General features: G+C 74.3%; 12 protein-coding genes. 5 read left to right on the top strand and 7 right to left on the bottom strand.

What is annotated here, in order from left to right:
• The first annotated feature begins 34 nt into the window (after nt 1–34).
• On the top strand, nt 35–532 hold the full coding sequence (locus IF37_RS0105070) for a hypothetical protein (protein ID WP_030736776.1): 498 nt from the start codon (nt 35–37) through the stop codon (nt 530–532).
• Between the two features lie 41 nt (nt 533–573).
• On the opposite strand, the gene IF37_RS0105065 is transcribed toward IF37_RS0105070, so the two are convergent.
• Both IF37_RS0105065 and IF37_RS0105060 read right to left on the bottom strand, forming a co-directional pair.
• Nucleotides 574–2,547 (bottom strand): N-acetylmuramoyl-L-alanine amidase, encoded by a 1,974-nt coding sequence (locus IF37_RS0105065; RefSeq protein WP_030736773.1) that lies wholly within the window; start codon nt 2,545–2,547, stop codon nt 574–576.
• Nucleotides 2,548–2,812: 265 nt separating this feature from the next.
• Nucleotides 2,813–3,958 (bottom strand): aminoglycoside phosphotransferase family protein, encoded by a 1,146-nt coding sequence (locus IF37_RS0105060; RefSeq protein ID WP_030736769.1) that lies wholly within the window; start codon nt 3,956–3,958, stop codon nt 2,813–2,815.
• Nucleotides 3,959–4,289: 331 nt separating this feature from the next.
• Here IF37_RS0105060 and IF37_RS0105055 point away from each other — a divergent pair, with 331 nt between their 5' ends.
• Nucleotides 4,290–5,786 (top strand): hypothetical protein, encoded by a 1,497-nt coding sequence (locus IF37_RS0105055; RefSeq protein WP_030736766.1) that lies wholly within the window; start codon nt 4,290–4,292, stop codon nt 5,784–5,786.
• Between the two features lie 136 nt (nt 5,787–5,922).
• Here the strand turns inward: IF37_RS0105055 and IF37_RS0105050 are convergent, their stop codons facing one another.
• Entirely contained in the window at nt 5,923–7,356 is a 1,434-nt protein-coding gene (locus IF37_RS0105050) for a PP2C family protein-serine/threonine phosphatase (RefSeq protein ID WP_030736763.1), read from the bottom strand.
• A 349-nt stretch (nt 7,357–7,705) separates the two neighbouring features.
• Here IF37_RS0105050 and IF37_RS0105045 point away from each other — a divergent pair, with 349 nt between their 5' ends.
• Nucleotides 7,706–8,119, top strand: coding sequence for an SsgA family sporulation/cell division regulator (locus tag IF37_RS0105045; RefSeq protein ID WP_030736760.1), 414 nt, complete (start codon nt 7,706–7,708; stop codon nt 8,117–8,119).
• A gap of 101 nt (nt 8,120–8,220) precedes the next feature.
• Here the strand turns inward: IF37_RS0105045 and IF37_RS0105040 are convergent, their stop codons facing one another.
• Both IF37_RS0105040 and IF37_RS0105035 read right to left on the bottom strand, forming a co-directional pair.
• Complete coding sequence (locus IF37_RS0105040; protein WP_030736757.1) at nt 8,221–9,246, bottom strand: Gfo/Idh/MocA family protein; 1,026 nt, start codon at nt 9,244–9,246, stop codon at nt 8,221–8,223.
• A gap of 128 nt (nt 9,247–9,374) precedes the next feature.
• Nucleotides 9,375–10,469 carry a chemotaxis protein gene (locus IF37_RS0105035; protein WP_030736754.1) on the bottom strand — a complete coding sequence of 365 codons (1,095 nt, stop codon included), beginning with the start codon at nt 10,467–10,469 and terminating at the stop codon, nt 9,375–9,377.
• Between the two features lie 414 nt (nt 10,470–10,883).
• Here IF37_RS0105035 and asnB point away from each other — a divergent pair, with 414 nt between their 5' ends.
• On the top strand, nt 10,884–12,725 hold the full coding sequence (gene asnB, locus IF37_RS0105030) for an asparagine synthase (glutamine-hydrolyzing) (protein ID WP_030736751.1): 1,842 nt from the start codon (nt 10,884–10,886) through the stop codon (nt 12,723–12,725).
• A gap of 16 nt (nt 12,726–12,741) precedes the next feature.
• On the opposite strand, the gene IF37_RS0105025 is transcribed toward asnB, so the two are convergent.
• Nucleotides 12,742–13,269 carry a DUF4232 domain-containing protein gene (locus tag IF37_RS0105025; protein ID WP_030736748.1) on the bottom strand — a complete coding sequence of 176 codons (528 nt, stop codon included), beginning with the start codon at nt 13,267–13,269 and terminating at the stop codon, nt 12,742–12,744.
• 150 nt (nt 13,270–13,419) lie between these two features.
• On the bottom strand, nt 13,420–15,024 hold the full coding sequence (locus IF37_RS0105020; protein ID WP_030736745.1) for an alpha/beta hydrolase: 1,605 nt from the start codon (nt 15,022–15,024) through the stop codon (nt 13,420–13,422).
• Nucleotides 15,025–15,305: 281 nt separating this feature from the next.
• Here IF37_RS0105020 and IF37_RS0105015 point away from each other — a divergent pair, with 281 nt between their 5' ends.
• A complete protein-coding gene (locus tag IF37_RS0105015; protein ID WP_173456726.1) occupies nt 15,306–15,998 on the top strand; it encodes a chaplin in 693 nt (230 codons plus the stop codon).
• Nucleotides 15,999–16,481: the final 483 nt, after the last annotated feature.

Raw genomic sequence — 16,481 nt, 5'->3', positions numbered from 1 at the left:
CACCCACCCGAGCACGGACACGTACCATGGCCGCATGTCGTTCCTCCGCCGCCGCAGCGCGACCCCTGCCGGACCCGACTTCGACGTGCTGGCCATGGACCCGGGCGACTGGCCGGGCAACCTCGGCGCGGGCCTGCTGCCCGCCCCCGACGGCTCCTGCCAGGGCGTCTTCCTGCGCTACGACCTGTTCGGCGGCCGCGGCCCCGCCATGATCATCGGCAACCTCCCGGAGGGCTCCCCGGCCCGCGACGTCGCCGACGGGGAGATCCCCTTCGAGGTGGGCCAGCTGCTGCTGGCGCTGGAGAACGACGAGGAGGTCACCGTCGTCGGCACCGAGGACACCCCGGTGCTCCAGGGTGACAACCTCCTCATCGTGCGGCGGCTGAAGCTCTCCGAGAGCCGGATCTCCTGCGTCCAGTTCGACCGCAGCGACGGCGTCCTCGTGACCATCGCCGCCTGGGACCGCCCCATCACCGACGATCTGTACGCCCTGCTGAAGCCGCTCCCGGCGGAGCTGTTCCAGCAGGGCTGAGCCACCGGGACGGCGAACGGGCTCGCGGGCCGGTCCAGGGCCTAGCGGGCCGGGTCCACGAGCGTCACGTCCGCGGCCCGGACGAACCCGATCCGGTGACCGTACTGGATCTCGTAGTACAGGTCCTCGCCCACCACGACCCGGTGCGAGTCGGGGGTGAAGGTGACCGCGTAGTAGTACTCGCCCGGCATCACGTCACCGGCCACGTACCGCTGACCCGCCGGGATCGTGTACGGCAGCGGCACCACCGACTGGGCGGGCACCCCCGCCGGGTAGGCGCCCTTCTCCGGGTAGGCCCGGCCGTACACCGGGACGCTCGCCAGTCCGTTCCGCGGGGTCACCAGCGGGGCTCGCGCCCAGACCGCCGTCGGCGCCCTGCGCGGGTTGCGGAACCATGCCTTCTGCCCGAGGTACCAGATGGCCGTCCACTCGCCCCAGCGGTCGGCGACCGCGTACCGCTGGCCGGTGGAGACGCGTGAGGACAGGTCGTTCACCCCGTCGGTCGGGTCCGTCCGCAGACCGATGTCCTTGACCAGCGGCGCGGTCACGTCGTGGTCCGTGTAGAGCCGCACCTCGCCGGAGCCGTGCGCCGCGCACGGCTCGCCCCGGGTGGCGCAGCCGGTGTAGACGGGCTGGTTCGAGGCGTAGTCCGGCAGGATCGTCACCGCCCCGGAGAGCGGACCGCCTGTGCGCCGCAGCGGGTGGCCCAGCAGCTGGAAGTAGTGCCGCCAGTCCCAATACGGGCCGGGGTCCGTGTGCATGCCCGGCACGGAGGAGGCGGTGGGGCCGGGCACGTTGTCGTGGCCCAGGAGGTGCTGCCGGTCCAGCGGGATGTCGTACGTCCGGGCCAGGTACCGCACCAGCCGCGCCGAGGAGCGGTACATCGCCTCCGTGTACCAGGCGTCCGGGGCGGCCAGGAAACCCTCGTGCTCGATGCCGATGGACCGGGCGTTGACGTCCCAGTTGCCGGCGTGCCAGGCCACGTCCTTCGCCTTGACGTGCTGGGCGATCAGCCCGTCGGTCGAGCGGATCGTGTAGTTCCACGACACATAGGTGGGGTCCTGGATCAGATGCATGACCCCGTCCCAGCCGCCCTCCGTGTCATGGATGACGATGTACTTGATGCGCTGCGCGGCCGGGCGGTCGCCGAGGTCGTGGTTGCCGTAGTCGTCGTCCCCGAACTCCGCGTAGGGCGCCGGGACCGACTCGCAGGAGACCGACCTGGGGCACTCGGTGCCATCCGTAGGCAGCGTGCGCAGCCCGGCCCGGTCCAGCTGCGCGGTGTCGGCGGTCAGCCGCGGCTGCGCGGCCAGGGTGACCAGCTGGCCGTCGTCCGTGACGCGCTCCTCGCCGGTGCGCAGCACGTCGTACACGTCGTCGGCGTACGCGGCGGCGGTCGCCTTGTCGTCGGCGCCGGAGAACCGGGCCACCGCGCCGTACCAGTCGGCCGGATCGGCGCTCGGTGGCTCGCCCAGCTCGCGCTGCGCGGCGGCGAGCAGCGCGGCGCCGCCGGCCACGTTCGCCGCCGGGTCGGCGCGCAGCCGTGCGGCCGGGATGCCGGTCAGTTCGGCGGCCCTCGGCAGCGTCCGCAGACGGGCCGGGACCGCCGGCCCGGCCGGTGCGGAGCCGACCGTGGGGTGCCACGCGGGACGGGCGGTGTCACCGCGGGCGTCCTCCGTGCCCTCGGCGAAGTGCTCGCCGCCGGCGAGTGCGGTCCGGGCGTCGGTGAGGTGCATGGGGCCGTAGCCGCCGGTCACGCTCGGCGCGTCGCCGTGCCGGTCCCAGCGCGACTGGAGGTAGGAGACGGCCAGCAGCACGCTCCGCGGCACCTGGTAGTCGGCCGCCGCGGAGGCGAACGCCTGCTGGAGCCGGTCCGCGGAGGAGGCCGTGGCGGGGTGCGCCGGGGTGGCGCCGAGCAGGGGCAGCAGCAGGGCCGCGGAGGCGAGGGGGACGGCGGTCCGCCGCAGACGTCTGGGGCCGGCCGGGGACGTGGGGTCGGTGGCGGATCCTCGCAATGCGGCCTCCTGACGGGCGGGCGTGGCGGGGCGTGCGGCGCCGAGCTGGGTCAGTGGTACCGGCTGGCCGACGATCCGTCAATGCTGCCGTCACAAGGGCGATCGACCACGTCACGAGGGGGTTCGCGGCGGGTTTCGCGGCGGTGACGCACGGGCCTGCGGGGCGTCACCGGCGTACACCAGTGGCCGTGTGGGCGTGCCACCGCGCACCAGGGTCCGTGATGTGCGCCGAGCGGCGGCGCGCACCACGGACCCTCACCCCCCGTCAGCGGGTGCCGACCGCCGCGCGCACGGCCCTGCGGGCCATCTGGCAGTCGTCGTGCAACCGCCTGAGCAGCAGCCGCTGTTCCTCACCGGCCGACCCGGCATCCGGGTGGGCCGTGGACGGTGCCACCGGGGCCGTGTCGTGCATCGAACGCTGCACGACCGTCTCGTACGTCCGGATCTCCCGGGTGAGCAGCAGCATCAGGTTCACCAGGAAGGCGTCCCGGGAGGCCGGTCCCGCCGACTGGGCGATCTGGCTGATCTGCCGCCGGGCCCCCGGCGCGCCGCCGAGGACCAGCCACAGCGTCGCCAGGTCGTACCCCGGCAGGTACCAGCCCGCGTGCTCCCAGTCCACCAGTACGGGACCGGCCGGGGAGAGCAGGATGTTGGAGAGCAGGGCGTCGCCGTGGCAGAACTGGAGCATGCCCTGCCGGCCCACCTCGTGCGCGATGCCGTGCAGCAGCTTCTGGAGGTCGCCGAGGTCGCGGTCGGTGAGCAGCCCCAGCTCGTGGAACCGGGACATCCGCTCCGCGTAGTCCAGCGGCATGCCGAAGGCGCCCGCCGGCGGCCGCCAGCCGTTCACCCGGCAGATCGCGCCGAGCGCCGCCCGGACGTCCGCGCGCGGCGGTGCCTCCGCCGGATGCCGCTGGAACGCCGCCGTGCGGCCCGGCATCCGCTCGATCACCAGGGTGCAGTTGTCCGGGTCCGCCGCGATCAGCCTCGGCACCCGCACCGGCGGGCGGTGCCGGACGAACGAGCGGTATGCGGCTATTTCCTGACGGCTCCGCTCCGCCAGGGCGGGCGAGTGGTCCAGGAGACACTTGGCGACGGCCGTGCTGCGCCCCGTCGTCCCGACGAGCAGGACGGACCGTCCGGTGCGCCGCAGCACCTGCACCGGGGCGAACTCGGGACAGATCCGGTGCACCGAGGCCAGTGCGGTCCGCAGCTGCGCGCCCTGCGGTCCGGACAGGTCCAGCCGGCCGCTGAGCGGTTGGCCTCCGGGCTGCCCCGGGACCCGCCGGAGGCGTCCCGCGGCCGACACGGGGCCGCCCGGACGCGCCACCGGGTCGAGGTACGGTCCGCCGCCCGCGGGGCGGGAGCGCAGCGGCCGGGGCGGGGCGGACACGGAGGACGATGCTGCGTACATGGGAGAAACAGATCCCTTCGTGTGCCTGCTGTGCCTGCCTGTACGTCCGCCCTCCGGACCCGTGCTCGCGGCCGCGTGCCCCGCGAGCGTGGTTCCGGGAGCGTGCGCCCCCCGGCCCGGCCGCCCGGGCACACCCTGGGGAATGTGCCCGTCGTACGCGGCCGGAGAGCCGTCACAGGAGGTGGCGGCCGGGCCGGGGTGGCGCTTTCCTACCTGACACCCGATGGCCCGTGGCACACCATCTGGCGGACCCTGGCGAACCCTGGCGAATAGTCGCCCGGCAACCCGCACGGGGCTACTGTCAACTCAGCCGAGAACCTGGGGGCTTGACGTGAGCGGACAACCCAATACCCGCCTTGCGGACCTGTTCGGCCTGGCCGGCTGGTCCAAGGGCGAACTCGCGAGGCTGGTCAACCGGCAGGCGGCGGCCATGGGCCACTCCCAGCTGGCGACCGACACCTCCCGGGTGCGGCGGTGGATCGACACGGGGGAGATCCCGCGCGATCCCGTGCCGCGGGTGCTGGCGGCTCTGTTCACCGAGCGTCTCGGCCGTGTCGTGACCATCGAGGACCTCGGTCTGGTGCGGCAGGGGCGCGCGGGGAAACGGCAGGGCGACGGGATCGAGGAACATCCCGACGGCGTGCCGTGGGCGCCCGAACGGACCGCCGCGGTCCTCACCGAATTCACGGGAATGGACCTCATGCTCAACCGACGCGGCTTGGTGGGCGCGGGTGCCGCGCTCGCCGCGGGATCCACACTCGGCAGCGCCATGCACGACTGGCTGCACACCGACCCGGCCCTGAGGGCCGACGCCCCTGTTCTCGACGACCCCCTGCACGCCGACCCGGCCGGTTTCGACCGGTACGAGGCCGCCCCCATCGGATCCCAGGAGATCGAGGAGCTGGAGCGCTCGGTCGAGGTGTTCCGCGCCTGGGACGCGGCCCGCGGCGGCGGGCTGCAGCGCAAGGCGGTGGTGGGCCAGCTCAACGAGGTGGGCGGCATGCTCGCCTACCACCATCCACCCCATCTCCAGCGGCGCCTGTGGGGCGTCGCCGCCAACCTCGCCGTCCTCGCCGGCTGGATGAGCCACGACGTGGGCCTGGAGCCCACGGCGCAGAAGTACTTCGTCATCGCCGCGCACGCCGCCCGAGAGGGCGGTGACCGGCCGCGCGCCGGTGAGGCGCTGTCCCGGGCGGCCCGGCAGATGGTGCACCTGGGCCGGCCGGACGACGCCCTGGACCTGATGAAGCTCGCCCAGTCCGGCGCCGGCGACCGCCTCCAGCCGCGCACGAAGGCGATGTTCCACACCATCGAGGCCTGGGCGCAGGCGTCGATGGGCAAGGGCCAGGCGATGCGCCGGACACTCGGACAGGCGGAGCACCTCTTCGTCGCCGACCGGCAGGACGTGGAACCGCCGGACTGGATGCAGACCTTCAAGGACGAGGACCTGTACGGCATGCAGGCGCTCGCCTACCGCACGCTGGCGGAGTTCGACCCGGGCGCGGCCACCCACGCCCAGCACTACGCGGAGAAGGCCCTGGCCCTGCGGGTCGACGGACGGGAGCGGTCGAAGATCTTCGACCACCTCTCCATGGCGTCGGCCTGCTTCATCGCCGACGACCCCGAACAGGCCGACCGCTACGCCCGGCTGGCCCTGATGGCGATGGGCTCGAACTCCTCCCGCCGCACCTGGGACCGGCTGCGGCAGATGTACCGGCTGACCGCGGAGTACGCCGGCTATCCGAAGATCCACCAACTGCGGGAGGAGATCAGCCTCGCCCTGCCCAGGCCGAGGGCCAAGTCGGACGGCGACGGCGCACCGGCGTGAGGGAGCTGCGCGGCGTCCGGCCCGGCACACCGCCGCCTTGACGAGATCCGTCACGCGGTGCCCCCGAGGAGGTCCGGCATGCGGTGACCCTGACGGGGGCCTCCCTACGGTCCCACCATGGCCCTGACCGGGTCCTTCACCCGGCGACCCTGGCGACGAGCAGGCACGCCTCGTCCTCGCGCCCGGCTCCGCCGAACTCCTCGGCGACCGTCTCCGCGCAGTCCCGCGCGGTGCGCGCCGCGTCGAACCGCGGGGCGAGGCCGAGCAGCCGGTCCACGGTCGCCGTCCCGCTGTGGTCCGGCACCAGCCCGTCGGTGTGCAGGAGGAGCAGGTCGCCCGGTCGCAGGGCGACGGCGGACTGCGCGTGCTCCGCGCCCGGGGAAGTGGCGGGCAGGGCGCCGCCGGGTGCGTCCAGCACGCGCCCCGTCCCGCCGCGGTACAGCAGCGGGGCGGGGCGGCCCGTCCGCGCCCAGACCAGGGTGCGGGTCGCGGGCCGGTAGCGGCAGCAGACGGCGCCGCCCGGGGCGGGCCGCGCGGTCCCGCCGAGCAACTCGTCGAGCAGGGTGAGCAGTCGGCCGGGCTCGGCGCCGGCCATCGCCATGCCGTGTACCGCGCCGAGCAGTGCCGCCAGAGCGTCGGGCCGGGCCGGGCCCGGTCCGGTGAGGTCGCCCACGGTGAGCAGCAACTGGCCGTCGGACAGCTCCAGCGCGTCGTACCACTTCCCGCCGGCCGGCGGGACGGTCGCGCCCGGGAGACGGCGGGCGGCCAGGTCCAGCGGCGCCGGTCCCGGGTGCGGGAGCCGCAGGGAGCCGTACCAGGGCGGTGTCACGGTCTCGGACGGCTGTGCCGCGGTCCGGGGATCGGCCGGCTCCCGGCGGCGGTGCCGGTGCAGCGAGTCACGGGTCTCGCTCACCGTCCGCTGGCTGCGGCGCAGTTCGCTCACGTCGCGGAGCACGGCCCACATGGAGGTCGTGCCGCCGTCGGCGCCGAGCACGGGCTCGCCCATCATGTGGACGGTCCGCACGGTGCCGTCGGGCCGTACGACGCGGAACTCGCCGTCGATCGGCTTGGCGTCGACCAGACAGTCCGTCACCATCGCGGTGAGTGTCGGCCGGTCCTCCTCCAGGACCAGCCCGGGCAGCTCGTCCAGGGTGCGGGCGGGACGGTCCGGGTCGAGGCCGAGGATGCGGTACAGCTCCTCGGACCAGGTGGCCTCGTCCGTCAGCAGGTCCCACTCGGCGGTACCGACACGGCTGAGCGGCGAACCGTCCGGCGGGGCGAGCGTGGGTGCGGCCGGGACGGCGGGCGGCGCGGCGGGCACGGCCGGAAGGGGCGCCGGGCCGTCGCGCAGCTGGGCCAAGTGGGCGTCCAGGTCGTTCAGTTGGTGTAAGGCGAGGTCGTACACGGCGCGCTGCCAGCGTTCCGCGGGGTCCGCGCCGTCACCGCGGGTGTCACGCCGTACGGCGTCCACGTCCCCCTTGAGCCGCCGCGTCTGCGTGATCAGCGCCTCGACCGAGCCGCGCCCGGGCGGCTGGGCGGCTGGGCGGTCCGCGGAGACTGGGGACGGCATGACGCACTCCGGATGGGGGAACGGTTCGGCAGGGGGCGGCGGGGACCGTTACGACTGTTGCACAGCCCGCGACGCGCTGTAAGGGATTTGGCAACACACGATACGGTGGTGCTTATGGCATATGCCAGAGTCTTGCCGGGGTGATCCGCGGCGCCGCACGCAGTACGTGTCATAGTCACCAAGTCGTAGACGGCTTACGCGAGTTGAGTCAGGCGTGCGGTTCGGGCCGCGGTGTTCAAGCGCGCGTTCGACGCTCCTCTGTTCCCCGGAGCGGCCAAGCGGCCGGTACCCGCCGAAGTCTGACCGGAATTGACGGCATGCGACCGGCCGCCGCGGACTCCTTATGGGCATGGACATCACCGTCGAGCAGCACGCCCACGCCCGCCTCGTCACCGCCGAGGACCGGGAGGTCCCGGTGTCCGCCAGACTGCGCTACACCGCGGGCGATCCGCTCGCCGTGTTCCTGGACTTCCCGGCCGAGGCCGCCCTCAACGGCCAGGCGGTCACCTGGACCTTCGCGCGCTGTCTGCTCGACCAGGGGCTGAAGGCCCCGGCCGGCCATGGTGACGTGCGGATATGGCCGTACGGCCGCACCCGCACGGTCCTGGAGTTCCACTCGCCGCACGGCATGGCCCTGCTGCTGTTCCAGGCGTCGGCGCTGCGGCGCTTCCTGGTGCGCGCGTACGCCGTGGTGCCGTGCGGCCAGGAGGACGTCTCGGGGGTGGTGGAGCGAGGGCTCAGCTCCCTGTTCGGCGGGGTGTGAGCCGGTTGGCGGGCAGGTCGGCGACTTCACGGTGACCGGTCGACTCCGGACACCACCCGGTCGCGCCGGTTCACCGGGCACCTGAGACGGGCGCCCCGGTGTCAGCGGCTGACCCGGGCGTAGAGGTCCGGGCGCCCGGCGAGGCCGACGGCCACCCGGGCACCGGTCCGCAGCGACCGGACCCCGGCCTCGGCGACGACGGACGCCGCGTAGCCGTCCCAGGCGCTGGGACCGGTGACCTCGCCGCGCCGGGTGGCGTCGACCCAGGTCTGCACCTCACGGTCGTAGGCGTCGGCGAAGCGGACGAGATGGTCCTGCGCCACCTCCTCGCGGGCGCCGTCCCGGGTGGTGACCACCATGGTGTGCTCGTCCCCGATCCGGGCGCTGCCCCGCTCGCACACGGCCTCGCAGCGCACCTGGTAGCCGAAGCCGCAGTTCACGAAGACCTCGACGTCCACCAGGGCGCCCGCCGCGGTCTCGAGCAGGACGAACTGCGGGTCCAGCAGGCCCTCGGGCGCGTCCGCCGACGGGGTGGGCCGCAGCACCGTGACCGCCGTCAGCTCCTGCCCGAGCAGCCAGCGGGCCGCGTCGATCTCGTGCGAGACCGAACTGTCGATCAGCATGGCGCTGGTGAAGTGGCCGGGGGAGGAGACGTTGCGGTGGGTGCAGTGCAGCATCAGGGGCCGGCCCAGCCGGCCCCCGTCCAGCAGCGCCTTCAGTCGCCGGTACTCGCCGTCGTAGCGGCGCATGAAGCCGATCTGCGCCAGCCGGCGGCCGAGCGCCACCTCGGCCTCCACGACCCGCAGGGCACCGGTGGAGTCCGGCGCCATGGGCTTCTCGCACAGCACCGGCAGCCGCCGGGCGAAGGCGGCGAGCAGTGCCTCCTCGTGCGCGGGGCCGGGAGAGGCGATCAGGACCGCCGCCACGCCGGGCGCGTCGAGCGCGGCCACCGGGTCCGTGTGGACGCTCACCCCGGCCAGGCCGGCCGCCGCCTCCTCGGCACGGCCCCGGTCGGGATCGGCCACGGCCGCGACCCTGGCGCCGCTGATCACTCGGTCGAGGCGCCGTATGTGGTCGGTGCCCATGTGGCCGGCACCCAGTACCGCTACGCCCAGCAGCTCACCCATGCACGCGCTCCCTCGCGCCGACGATCACGCCGTAGCGTACGCCGCACGGGGAGCGCTGCACGAGGGAGCGCTGCACGAGGCCGTACGGGGGGAGCGCCGTACGAGGGAGTGGCGTACGGGCGAGCGACTCAGTACCGCAGCACCCCCGCGATGCCGCCCGCGTCGCCCAGTGTGCCGTCCGGGACGAAGCGGACGTCCGCGCCGGTCTCCAGGCACTGCTCGACGATCTCGTCCACGATGTCGTCACGGGCGTCCAGGTCGTCCGTCTCGGCCGGTACGAGGTGGTCGCCGTCGTCGCGGACGGTCGTGCGGTAGTTCTCCTCGACGGCGAGGAGCCGTACCCGGCCCTCGCGGGCGTTCTGCCACAGTTCGTCCACCCCGGCCGCGAAGGTCCGGCGCCCGCGGGCCGCGGTCAGTTCGCTGACGACGGTGGTCGTGTTCTTGTGGGTCTCCGCCTCCAGGACCGGCTTGATGGCCTGCCAGACGGCCTCGGGGCTCGCGTGCGCGAGACCTCCGTGCGGGACGTGCACGGCGCACTGGGCGACGCTGCCGACCTCGTCCATCAGGGACAGCGCCGCCTGATCGCCGGTGAGGTACAGCGGTCGGGGCTGTTCGCGCAGGACCGCGCTCATGGCGGTGTCGGCCTCGCGCAGGTACTGGCGCGTCCCCTCGTCACGGAAGGTGCTCGGCTGGTCGCCGATGCGCATCAGCCGCTCGGCGTCGAAGTTCTCCCGGACGTGGATCAGCGGGAAGCCGCCGGAGTGGTCCTCGACGACCCGGTCGGCCCCGCCGTTCCACAGCGTGACGCGGTCGGCGGAGAGCGAGAGCACCCAGAACGGGCGATCGGCCGCCTGCGCGGAGACCAGGTTGCGGGTGAGGAAGGTGTCCGACAGCACCACCCGTTCCGGGACGCTCCGGGCCAGGGACCACACCTGGTGTTCGCCCGGCGCGGCGAAGATCACCAGACCGTCCTCGGCATGTGTCAGGTCCACCTCCGCCAGGGCCCGGTCGAGCTGTGCCACGACGTCGGCACGCCGCTCGCGGGTGACGGCGGGGTCGGACTCCAGGCGGCGGCGCGCCTCGGTCAGCGCGTTGCGCAGCCGGACCGGATCCTGGCCGTTCCCGCGTTCCCGACGGTGTGTCGGGGTCAGCACGGAGACGGCCGGGTAGGGGCGCGGGCGCCGCAGTTCGGCGAGGGTCGCGGGACTCAGTGCGTGCTCCATGACAGAACGATAGGGCGGAATCACCATTACGGCATTCGGGGTAATCCGGACCTCGGCGCGCCGCCGCCCGCCGCCGCGACCTCTCGTCGCGCGGTGGTGACGCGGGGTCGTGCGGCCGATCGCCGTACTCGCCGGTAGCCGGCCCCGGCCGCGTCGCTTTGGGAATTCTTTGCCCGCGGCCGGTTCCCGTCGCCCCGGGTGTGGCAACGCGGTCCCCTGCGTGTCTCGCCGAGGCAAAACGCGGCCGAAACCGTGGGGCGGCGGACTACGGGCATGTTGCCGCCGCGTTGACGCGGGCGCGCGGCCGACGGACGCTCTCCATATAGGTGCTCGATACAACTGGTTTGCCCGGCTCGCCTTCCCCCGCCGAGAAAGCGCAGGTGGAGGCGGGCGACAGGAGACAGGAGACAGCACATGTGCGGTATCACCGGATGGGTTTCCTACGACCGTGACCTGACGGCCGAGGGACCCGCTTTGCATACGATGACCGAGACGATGGCCTGCCGGGGTCCGGACGACCGCGGCGTCTGGTCCGAGGGCCCGGCGGCCCTGGGCCACCGCCGGCTCGCCATCATCGACCTCCCCGGCGGCCGTCAGCCGATGTCCGTGCCGACCCCCGGCGGCACCGTCGCCCTGGTCTACTCCGGTGAGACGTACAACTTCACCGAACTCCGCCGCGAACTGACGGACCGCGGCCACCGGTTCACCACCGACTCCGACACCGAGGTCGTGCTGCACGGCTATCTGGAGTGGGGCGACGCGGTGGCCGAACGGCTCAACGGCATGTACGCGTTCGCCGTCTGGGACGGCCGGCACGACAAGCTCGTGATGATCCGCGACCGCATGGGCATCAAGCCGTTCTACTACCACCCGACCGCCGACGGCGTCCTGTTCGGCTCCGAGCCCAAGGCGATCCTCGCCAACCCGCTGGTCCGGCCCCGGGTCACCCTGGACGGCCTGCGCGAGCTGTTCGTCATGGTCAAGACGCCCGGGCACGCCGTCTGGGACGGTCTGCGCGAGGTGGAGCCCGGCACCGTCGTCACCGTCGACCGCTCCGGCCTGTCCACCCGCGTCTACTGGCGCCTGGAGACCCGCCCGCACACCGACGACCGCGACACCACCATCGCCACCGTGCGCACCCTCCTCGACGACATCGTGCGCCGCCAGCTGGTCGCCGACGTGCCACGCTGCACCCTGCTCTCCGGCGGGCTCGACTCCTCCGCCATGACCGCGCTCGCCGCCCGGCAGCTCGCCGCGGAGGGCGAGAAGGTGCGCAGCTTCGCCGTCGACTTCGTCGGCCAGAGCGAGAACTTCGTCGCCGACGAACTGCGCGGCACCCCCGACACGCCCTTCGTGCACGACGTGGCCCGGCTCGCCGGAACCGACCACCAGGACATCGTGCTCGACTCCGAGTCCCTCGCCGGCCCCGACGTGCGCGAGCGGGTGATCCGGGCCCGCGACCTGCCGTCCGGCCTCGGCGACATGGACAGCTCGCTGCTGCTGCTCTTCCGCGCCATCCGGGAGAAGTCCACGGTGGCCCTGTCCGGGGAGTCCGCCGACGAGGTCTTCGGCGGCTACCTCCAGTTCTTCGACGAGGAGGCGCGCCGCGCCGACACCTTCCCGTGGCTGGCCAGCATGGGCCGCCACTTCGGCGAGGACGCCGGCGTGCTGCGCGCCGACCTCGCGAAGTCCCTGGACCTCGACGGGTACGTGGCCGACGGCTACCGCACCGCCGTCGCCGGGATCGACCGGCTGGACGGCGAGAGCGACTTCGAGTACCGGATGCGGCAGATCAGCCATCTGCACCTGACCCGCTTCGTGCGCATGTTGCTCGACCGCAAGGACCGGATGAGCATGGCCGTCGGCCTGGAGGTCCGGGTGCCGTTCTGCGACCACCGGCTGGTCGAGTACGTCTACAACGCGCCCTGGGCGCTGAAGTCCTTCGACGGCCGGGAGAAGAGCCTGCTCCGCGAGGCCTCGGCGGACGTCCTGCCGACGTCCGTGTACGAGCGGGTGAAGAGCCCGTACCCGTCCACCCAGGACCCCCGGTACGCCCGTGCCCTCCAGGAGCAGGTCAAGGAGCTGCTCGCCCGGCCCTCCCACCGCGTCTTCGACCTGGTCGACCGGGACCGCGTCCGGCGGGCCGCCGAACACGACGCGCCGGTCAGCACCCAGGCGGCCCGGCGCGGCCTGGAACGCACCCTGGACCTCGCGGGATGGCTGGACCTGTACTCGCCCGAGCTGGTGCTCGGCTGAGCCGCTCGCTCGGTGCTCAGCCGAGCCCGACGGCCCGGTCGGCGGCGGCCGCCGAGGACTGCCACCACGTGGTGACCGGCTCCCACACCGGCACCTGCCGCCCGGTGCCGAGCTGGGCCGCGGTGAAGGTGCGGCCCCAGTGCGCGGTCGACGCCGCCACCGTGACGGAGCCCGTCCGGCGGGCCTCGGGGTCCGCCGGGTCGGCGATGGTGCGGACGTCGGCGTAGGCCGTGCCGCCCGCGGCGAGCCGGTGGCCGCCCGTGCCGCCCCGCGGCACGGGCAGCGCGGCCCCGTCCAGGTTCCCGAAGGTCACCGTGGGTACGCGGTCGACGGTACAGGCGCGGGCGCCCCGGTTGGTGACGCCGACCCGCAGCACGGTCGGGTCGGCGGCCGCGGCCTTGGCCCGTACCGTCAGCGACTGCTCGGCGCAGCGGACGGTCCGGTCGGGGCCGGCGCCGGCGGCCCGGCTCTGCGGCGCGGTCACCAGCAGGGCCGCCACGGCGGCCGAGGCGGCGGGTACGGCGATGGCGGTGCGGATACGCATGAGGTGGGCCCCCTGTCGTGGTCACGTACGGGATACGGCGTCGCAGGCGCGCCTGCCCGGTGCGGCGACCGGCATGCGCGGCGGGCCGCCCCGGTGCGGCTGTCACCCGGGCGTGTCACCTCCGTCACCGGCCTGCGCGGCGCACGGCCGTCAGCCGGTGCCGTCCGAGTCGGAGCCCGGACCGCCGGTGTCCGCCGGGCAGCTGCTCCCGTTCGCGGGCAGCGAGCCGTAGAGCAGGAAGTCGTCGATCTTCCGGTGCACGCACGAGGAGGAGGAGTACCCGGTGTGGCCGTCGCCCTTGTTGTCGAGGACCACCGCCGAGGGACCCAGCCGGCGGGCGGTCTCCACCGTCCACCGGTACGGCGTCGCGGGATCGCCGCGCGTGCCCACGAGCAGCATCTTCGCCGAGCGCACGTCCTTCACCCGGTCGCGGATGAAGTCGGTGCCCCGGGGCCGGCCGTAGCACATCAGCAGCTGGGTGAGCCGGTACCGGCCGAAGACCGGTGAAGCCTCGTCGTACGCGGCCCGCAGGGTCTTCAGGTCCCGGGTGAGCCGGGCGGCGGTGGGCCGGTCGGGGTCGTCCGCGCAGTTGACCGCCATCAGCGCGGCCGGAAGGTTGTCCACCGGCACGTCGGCTGCGTCGACCAGGCCGCCGTCCGTGCGCCGCCGGTCGGGCGGCAGGCCGATGCCGCCCGTGGAGAAGGCCAGTACCCGCCGGGTGTCGCCGTCCTCCAGGAGGGAGGCCAGCGCGCGTTCCAGCGAGGGCCACAGCTCCTTGCTGTAGAGGGCCTGCCCGAGGGCGCCCACCAGGTCCTGGCCGGAGAACGAGCCGCCGAAGTCCGTCGGCACGGGGTTCTCGTCGAGCGAGCGCACCAGCCGGACCACGTCGTCCCCGGCCACGCGCCGGTCCTGCCCGAACGGGCACCCGATGTCCTCCACGCACCAGTCGAGGAAGTCGTCCAGAGCCGTCTGCTGCCCCTCGGCGCCCGCCAGCCCCTCCTCGGCCAGCGGCTCCGTCAGCGTGTCCACGCCGTCCAGGGCGAACCGTCCGACCCGGCCGGGGAACTGCGTCGCGTAGACCGCGCCGAGCCGGGTGCCGTAGGAGAAGCCGAGGTAGTTGAGTCTGTCGTCACCGAGCGCCTGGCGGATGACGTCCAGGTCCCGGGAGACGTTCACGGTGCCGATGTGCGGCAGCACCGGGCCGGAGCTGCGCGCGCACTGCTCGGCCGCCTGCCGCAGCCGCGCGAGCAGCGCCTGCGGATGGCCGATGTCGGCCTGCCGCTCCGTCGCGGCGGCGGCCTCGTCGCCCCCCTCGCCGCAGCTGACGGGGGAGGACCGGCCGACACCGCGCGGGTCGAAGGTGACCAGGTCGTAGCCGTTGGTCAGGTCCATGAACTGTCTGCCCTCGGCGGCCAGCGCGGGGACGCCGGCTCCGCCCGGGCCGCCGAAGTTCAGCACGATCGAGCCCTGTCGCGTCCCGGTGGCGCGGTAGCGGGCCAGCGCGATGTCCAGGGTGCCCGCCCGCGGGCTCGCGTAGTCGAGGGGGACCGTGACCTTCGCGCACTGGAGGTCCTCCGGCATGTCCCGTTCCCGGCAGGGCCCCCAGTCCGCCTTCTGCCCGTAGAACCGGGTCAGGTCGGGCTGGGGCCGGTCGGCGGCGGCCGCGGGCAGCCCGGAACCGAGCAGCGCCAGGGCGAGCGCCGAGGCACCCGCGCAGCGCCGCACGGCGGGCCGTGCGGAGAGCAAGGTCAGCATCGATCGCCTCCCGGGGCGCCCGCCGCGGACCGGGACGGCACCCTCGGATCACCATAAGGGGCCCCTGGAAGGCCCGCCTCCGGACGAGCGGTCCCGCACCCGCCGTCGTATCCTGCGCACCTTCCGTGCCCGCCGGTGACCGTGCCGCGGCTTCGCACACGGTTCGATAACCGCGTCGCTCGATGGGGTGAAAGGCCGATAAGCCATAACTCCGATGGTTCGCCCGCGTTCTACGAGGTGCGGGTGAGCACCCGCGACGATGTCTGGAAGGCAGGGAACCTATGAGACGGGCTACCCGAAACGGTGTGATCGCCGTCGTCGCCGCGTCCGGCGCGATGGCCGTGGCGCTCCCGGTGTCCGCGGCCTTCGCGGCCGACGGGGCCGGCGCCCACGGCGCGGCGGCCGGCTCGCCCGGACTGGTCTCCGGCAACGGCATCCAGCTCCCGGTGCACGTACCGGTGAACGTCTGCGGCAACACGGTGAACGTGGTGGGGCTGCTCAACCCGGCCGCGGGCAACGCCTGCGCGAACACCGGCGGAGCGAGGGCCGAGGGTGCGGGCGAGGGCGGCGGGCCGGCCGCGGCCGGTGGGTCGTCCGCGCACGGCGGTGCCCAGGACTCGCCCGGGGTGCTCTCGGGCAACGGCCTCCAGCTCCCGGTGGACCTCCCGGTGAACATCACCGGCAACAGCGTCGACGTGGTCGGCGTGGGCAACCCGGCCGTGGGCAACCAGTCGGGCAACGGCCCCGGCGACCACCCCGTCCGGCCACCGCACACCGCGGTCCCGAAGCCCCCGGCCCCCGAGCCCCCGGTCCCCGTCCGGTCCCACCCCGGGCCGCGCGCGCCGCGCCCCACGGTCTCCACGCTGGCCCACACCGGAGCGGACGTGACGGCCCCCGCCGCGGCCGGCAGCGCCGCGCTCCTCGTGGCCGGCGCGATCCTGTACCGCCGCTTCCGTCCGGGCCGCCCCCGCTGACCCGCGGCCGGTACGGCTCCACCGCGTCCGCCCCGGCCGGCGGGTGGACGCCCTCCGGCCCCGCCACCGGCCGGACCGCCGGGAACCCGGCCCCGGCCGGATCCCCGACCGGCGGAACGGAGCCCGCGAGCGCACCGGGCGGTGCCGGATTGCAGCCCACGGGCGCACCGGCCGGTGCATGACCGGAGGCGGACGGCATCCCTTAGGCGCCCCGCGCCAGGTCGCGGGCCCGCCGCAACGGCACCCGGCCGGGCAGCGGTGCGCCCCATCCCGCCGGACGGCCCATCCCACCGAGCCGGGTGGCGGGCGTCCGGTCGAGGAGGCCGGAGGGGCGCGCGGCAGGGGGCCGTGCCGCGTCGGCGTGCGGGGTCGCCCCCCACGGTTCCGCGCGGCCGGGACCCCGCCCGTCCCGGCCACCGGTCCCGCCCGTTCCGGGGCTCACGGCCATGGCCGGGCTCGGCCGTTGGGTGGTGGGTGGTGGGC

The organism is Streptomyces sp. NRRL S-31 (assembly GCF_000718775.1).
In the GTDB taxonomy this organism is placed as follows: domain Bacteria; phylum Actinomycetota; class Actinomycetes; order Streptomycetales; family Streptomycetaceae; genus Streptomyces.
The sequence above is the reverse complement of the archived record's forward strand: the minus strand, read 5'-3'. Positions and strand labels throughout refer to the sequence as shown.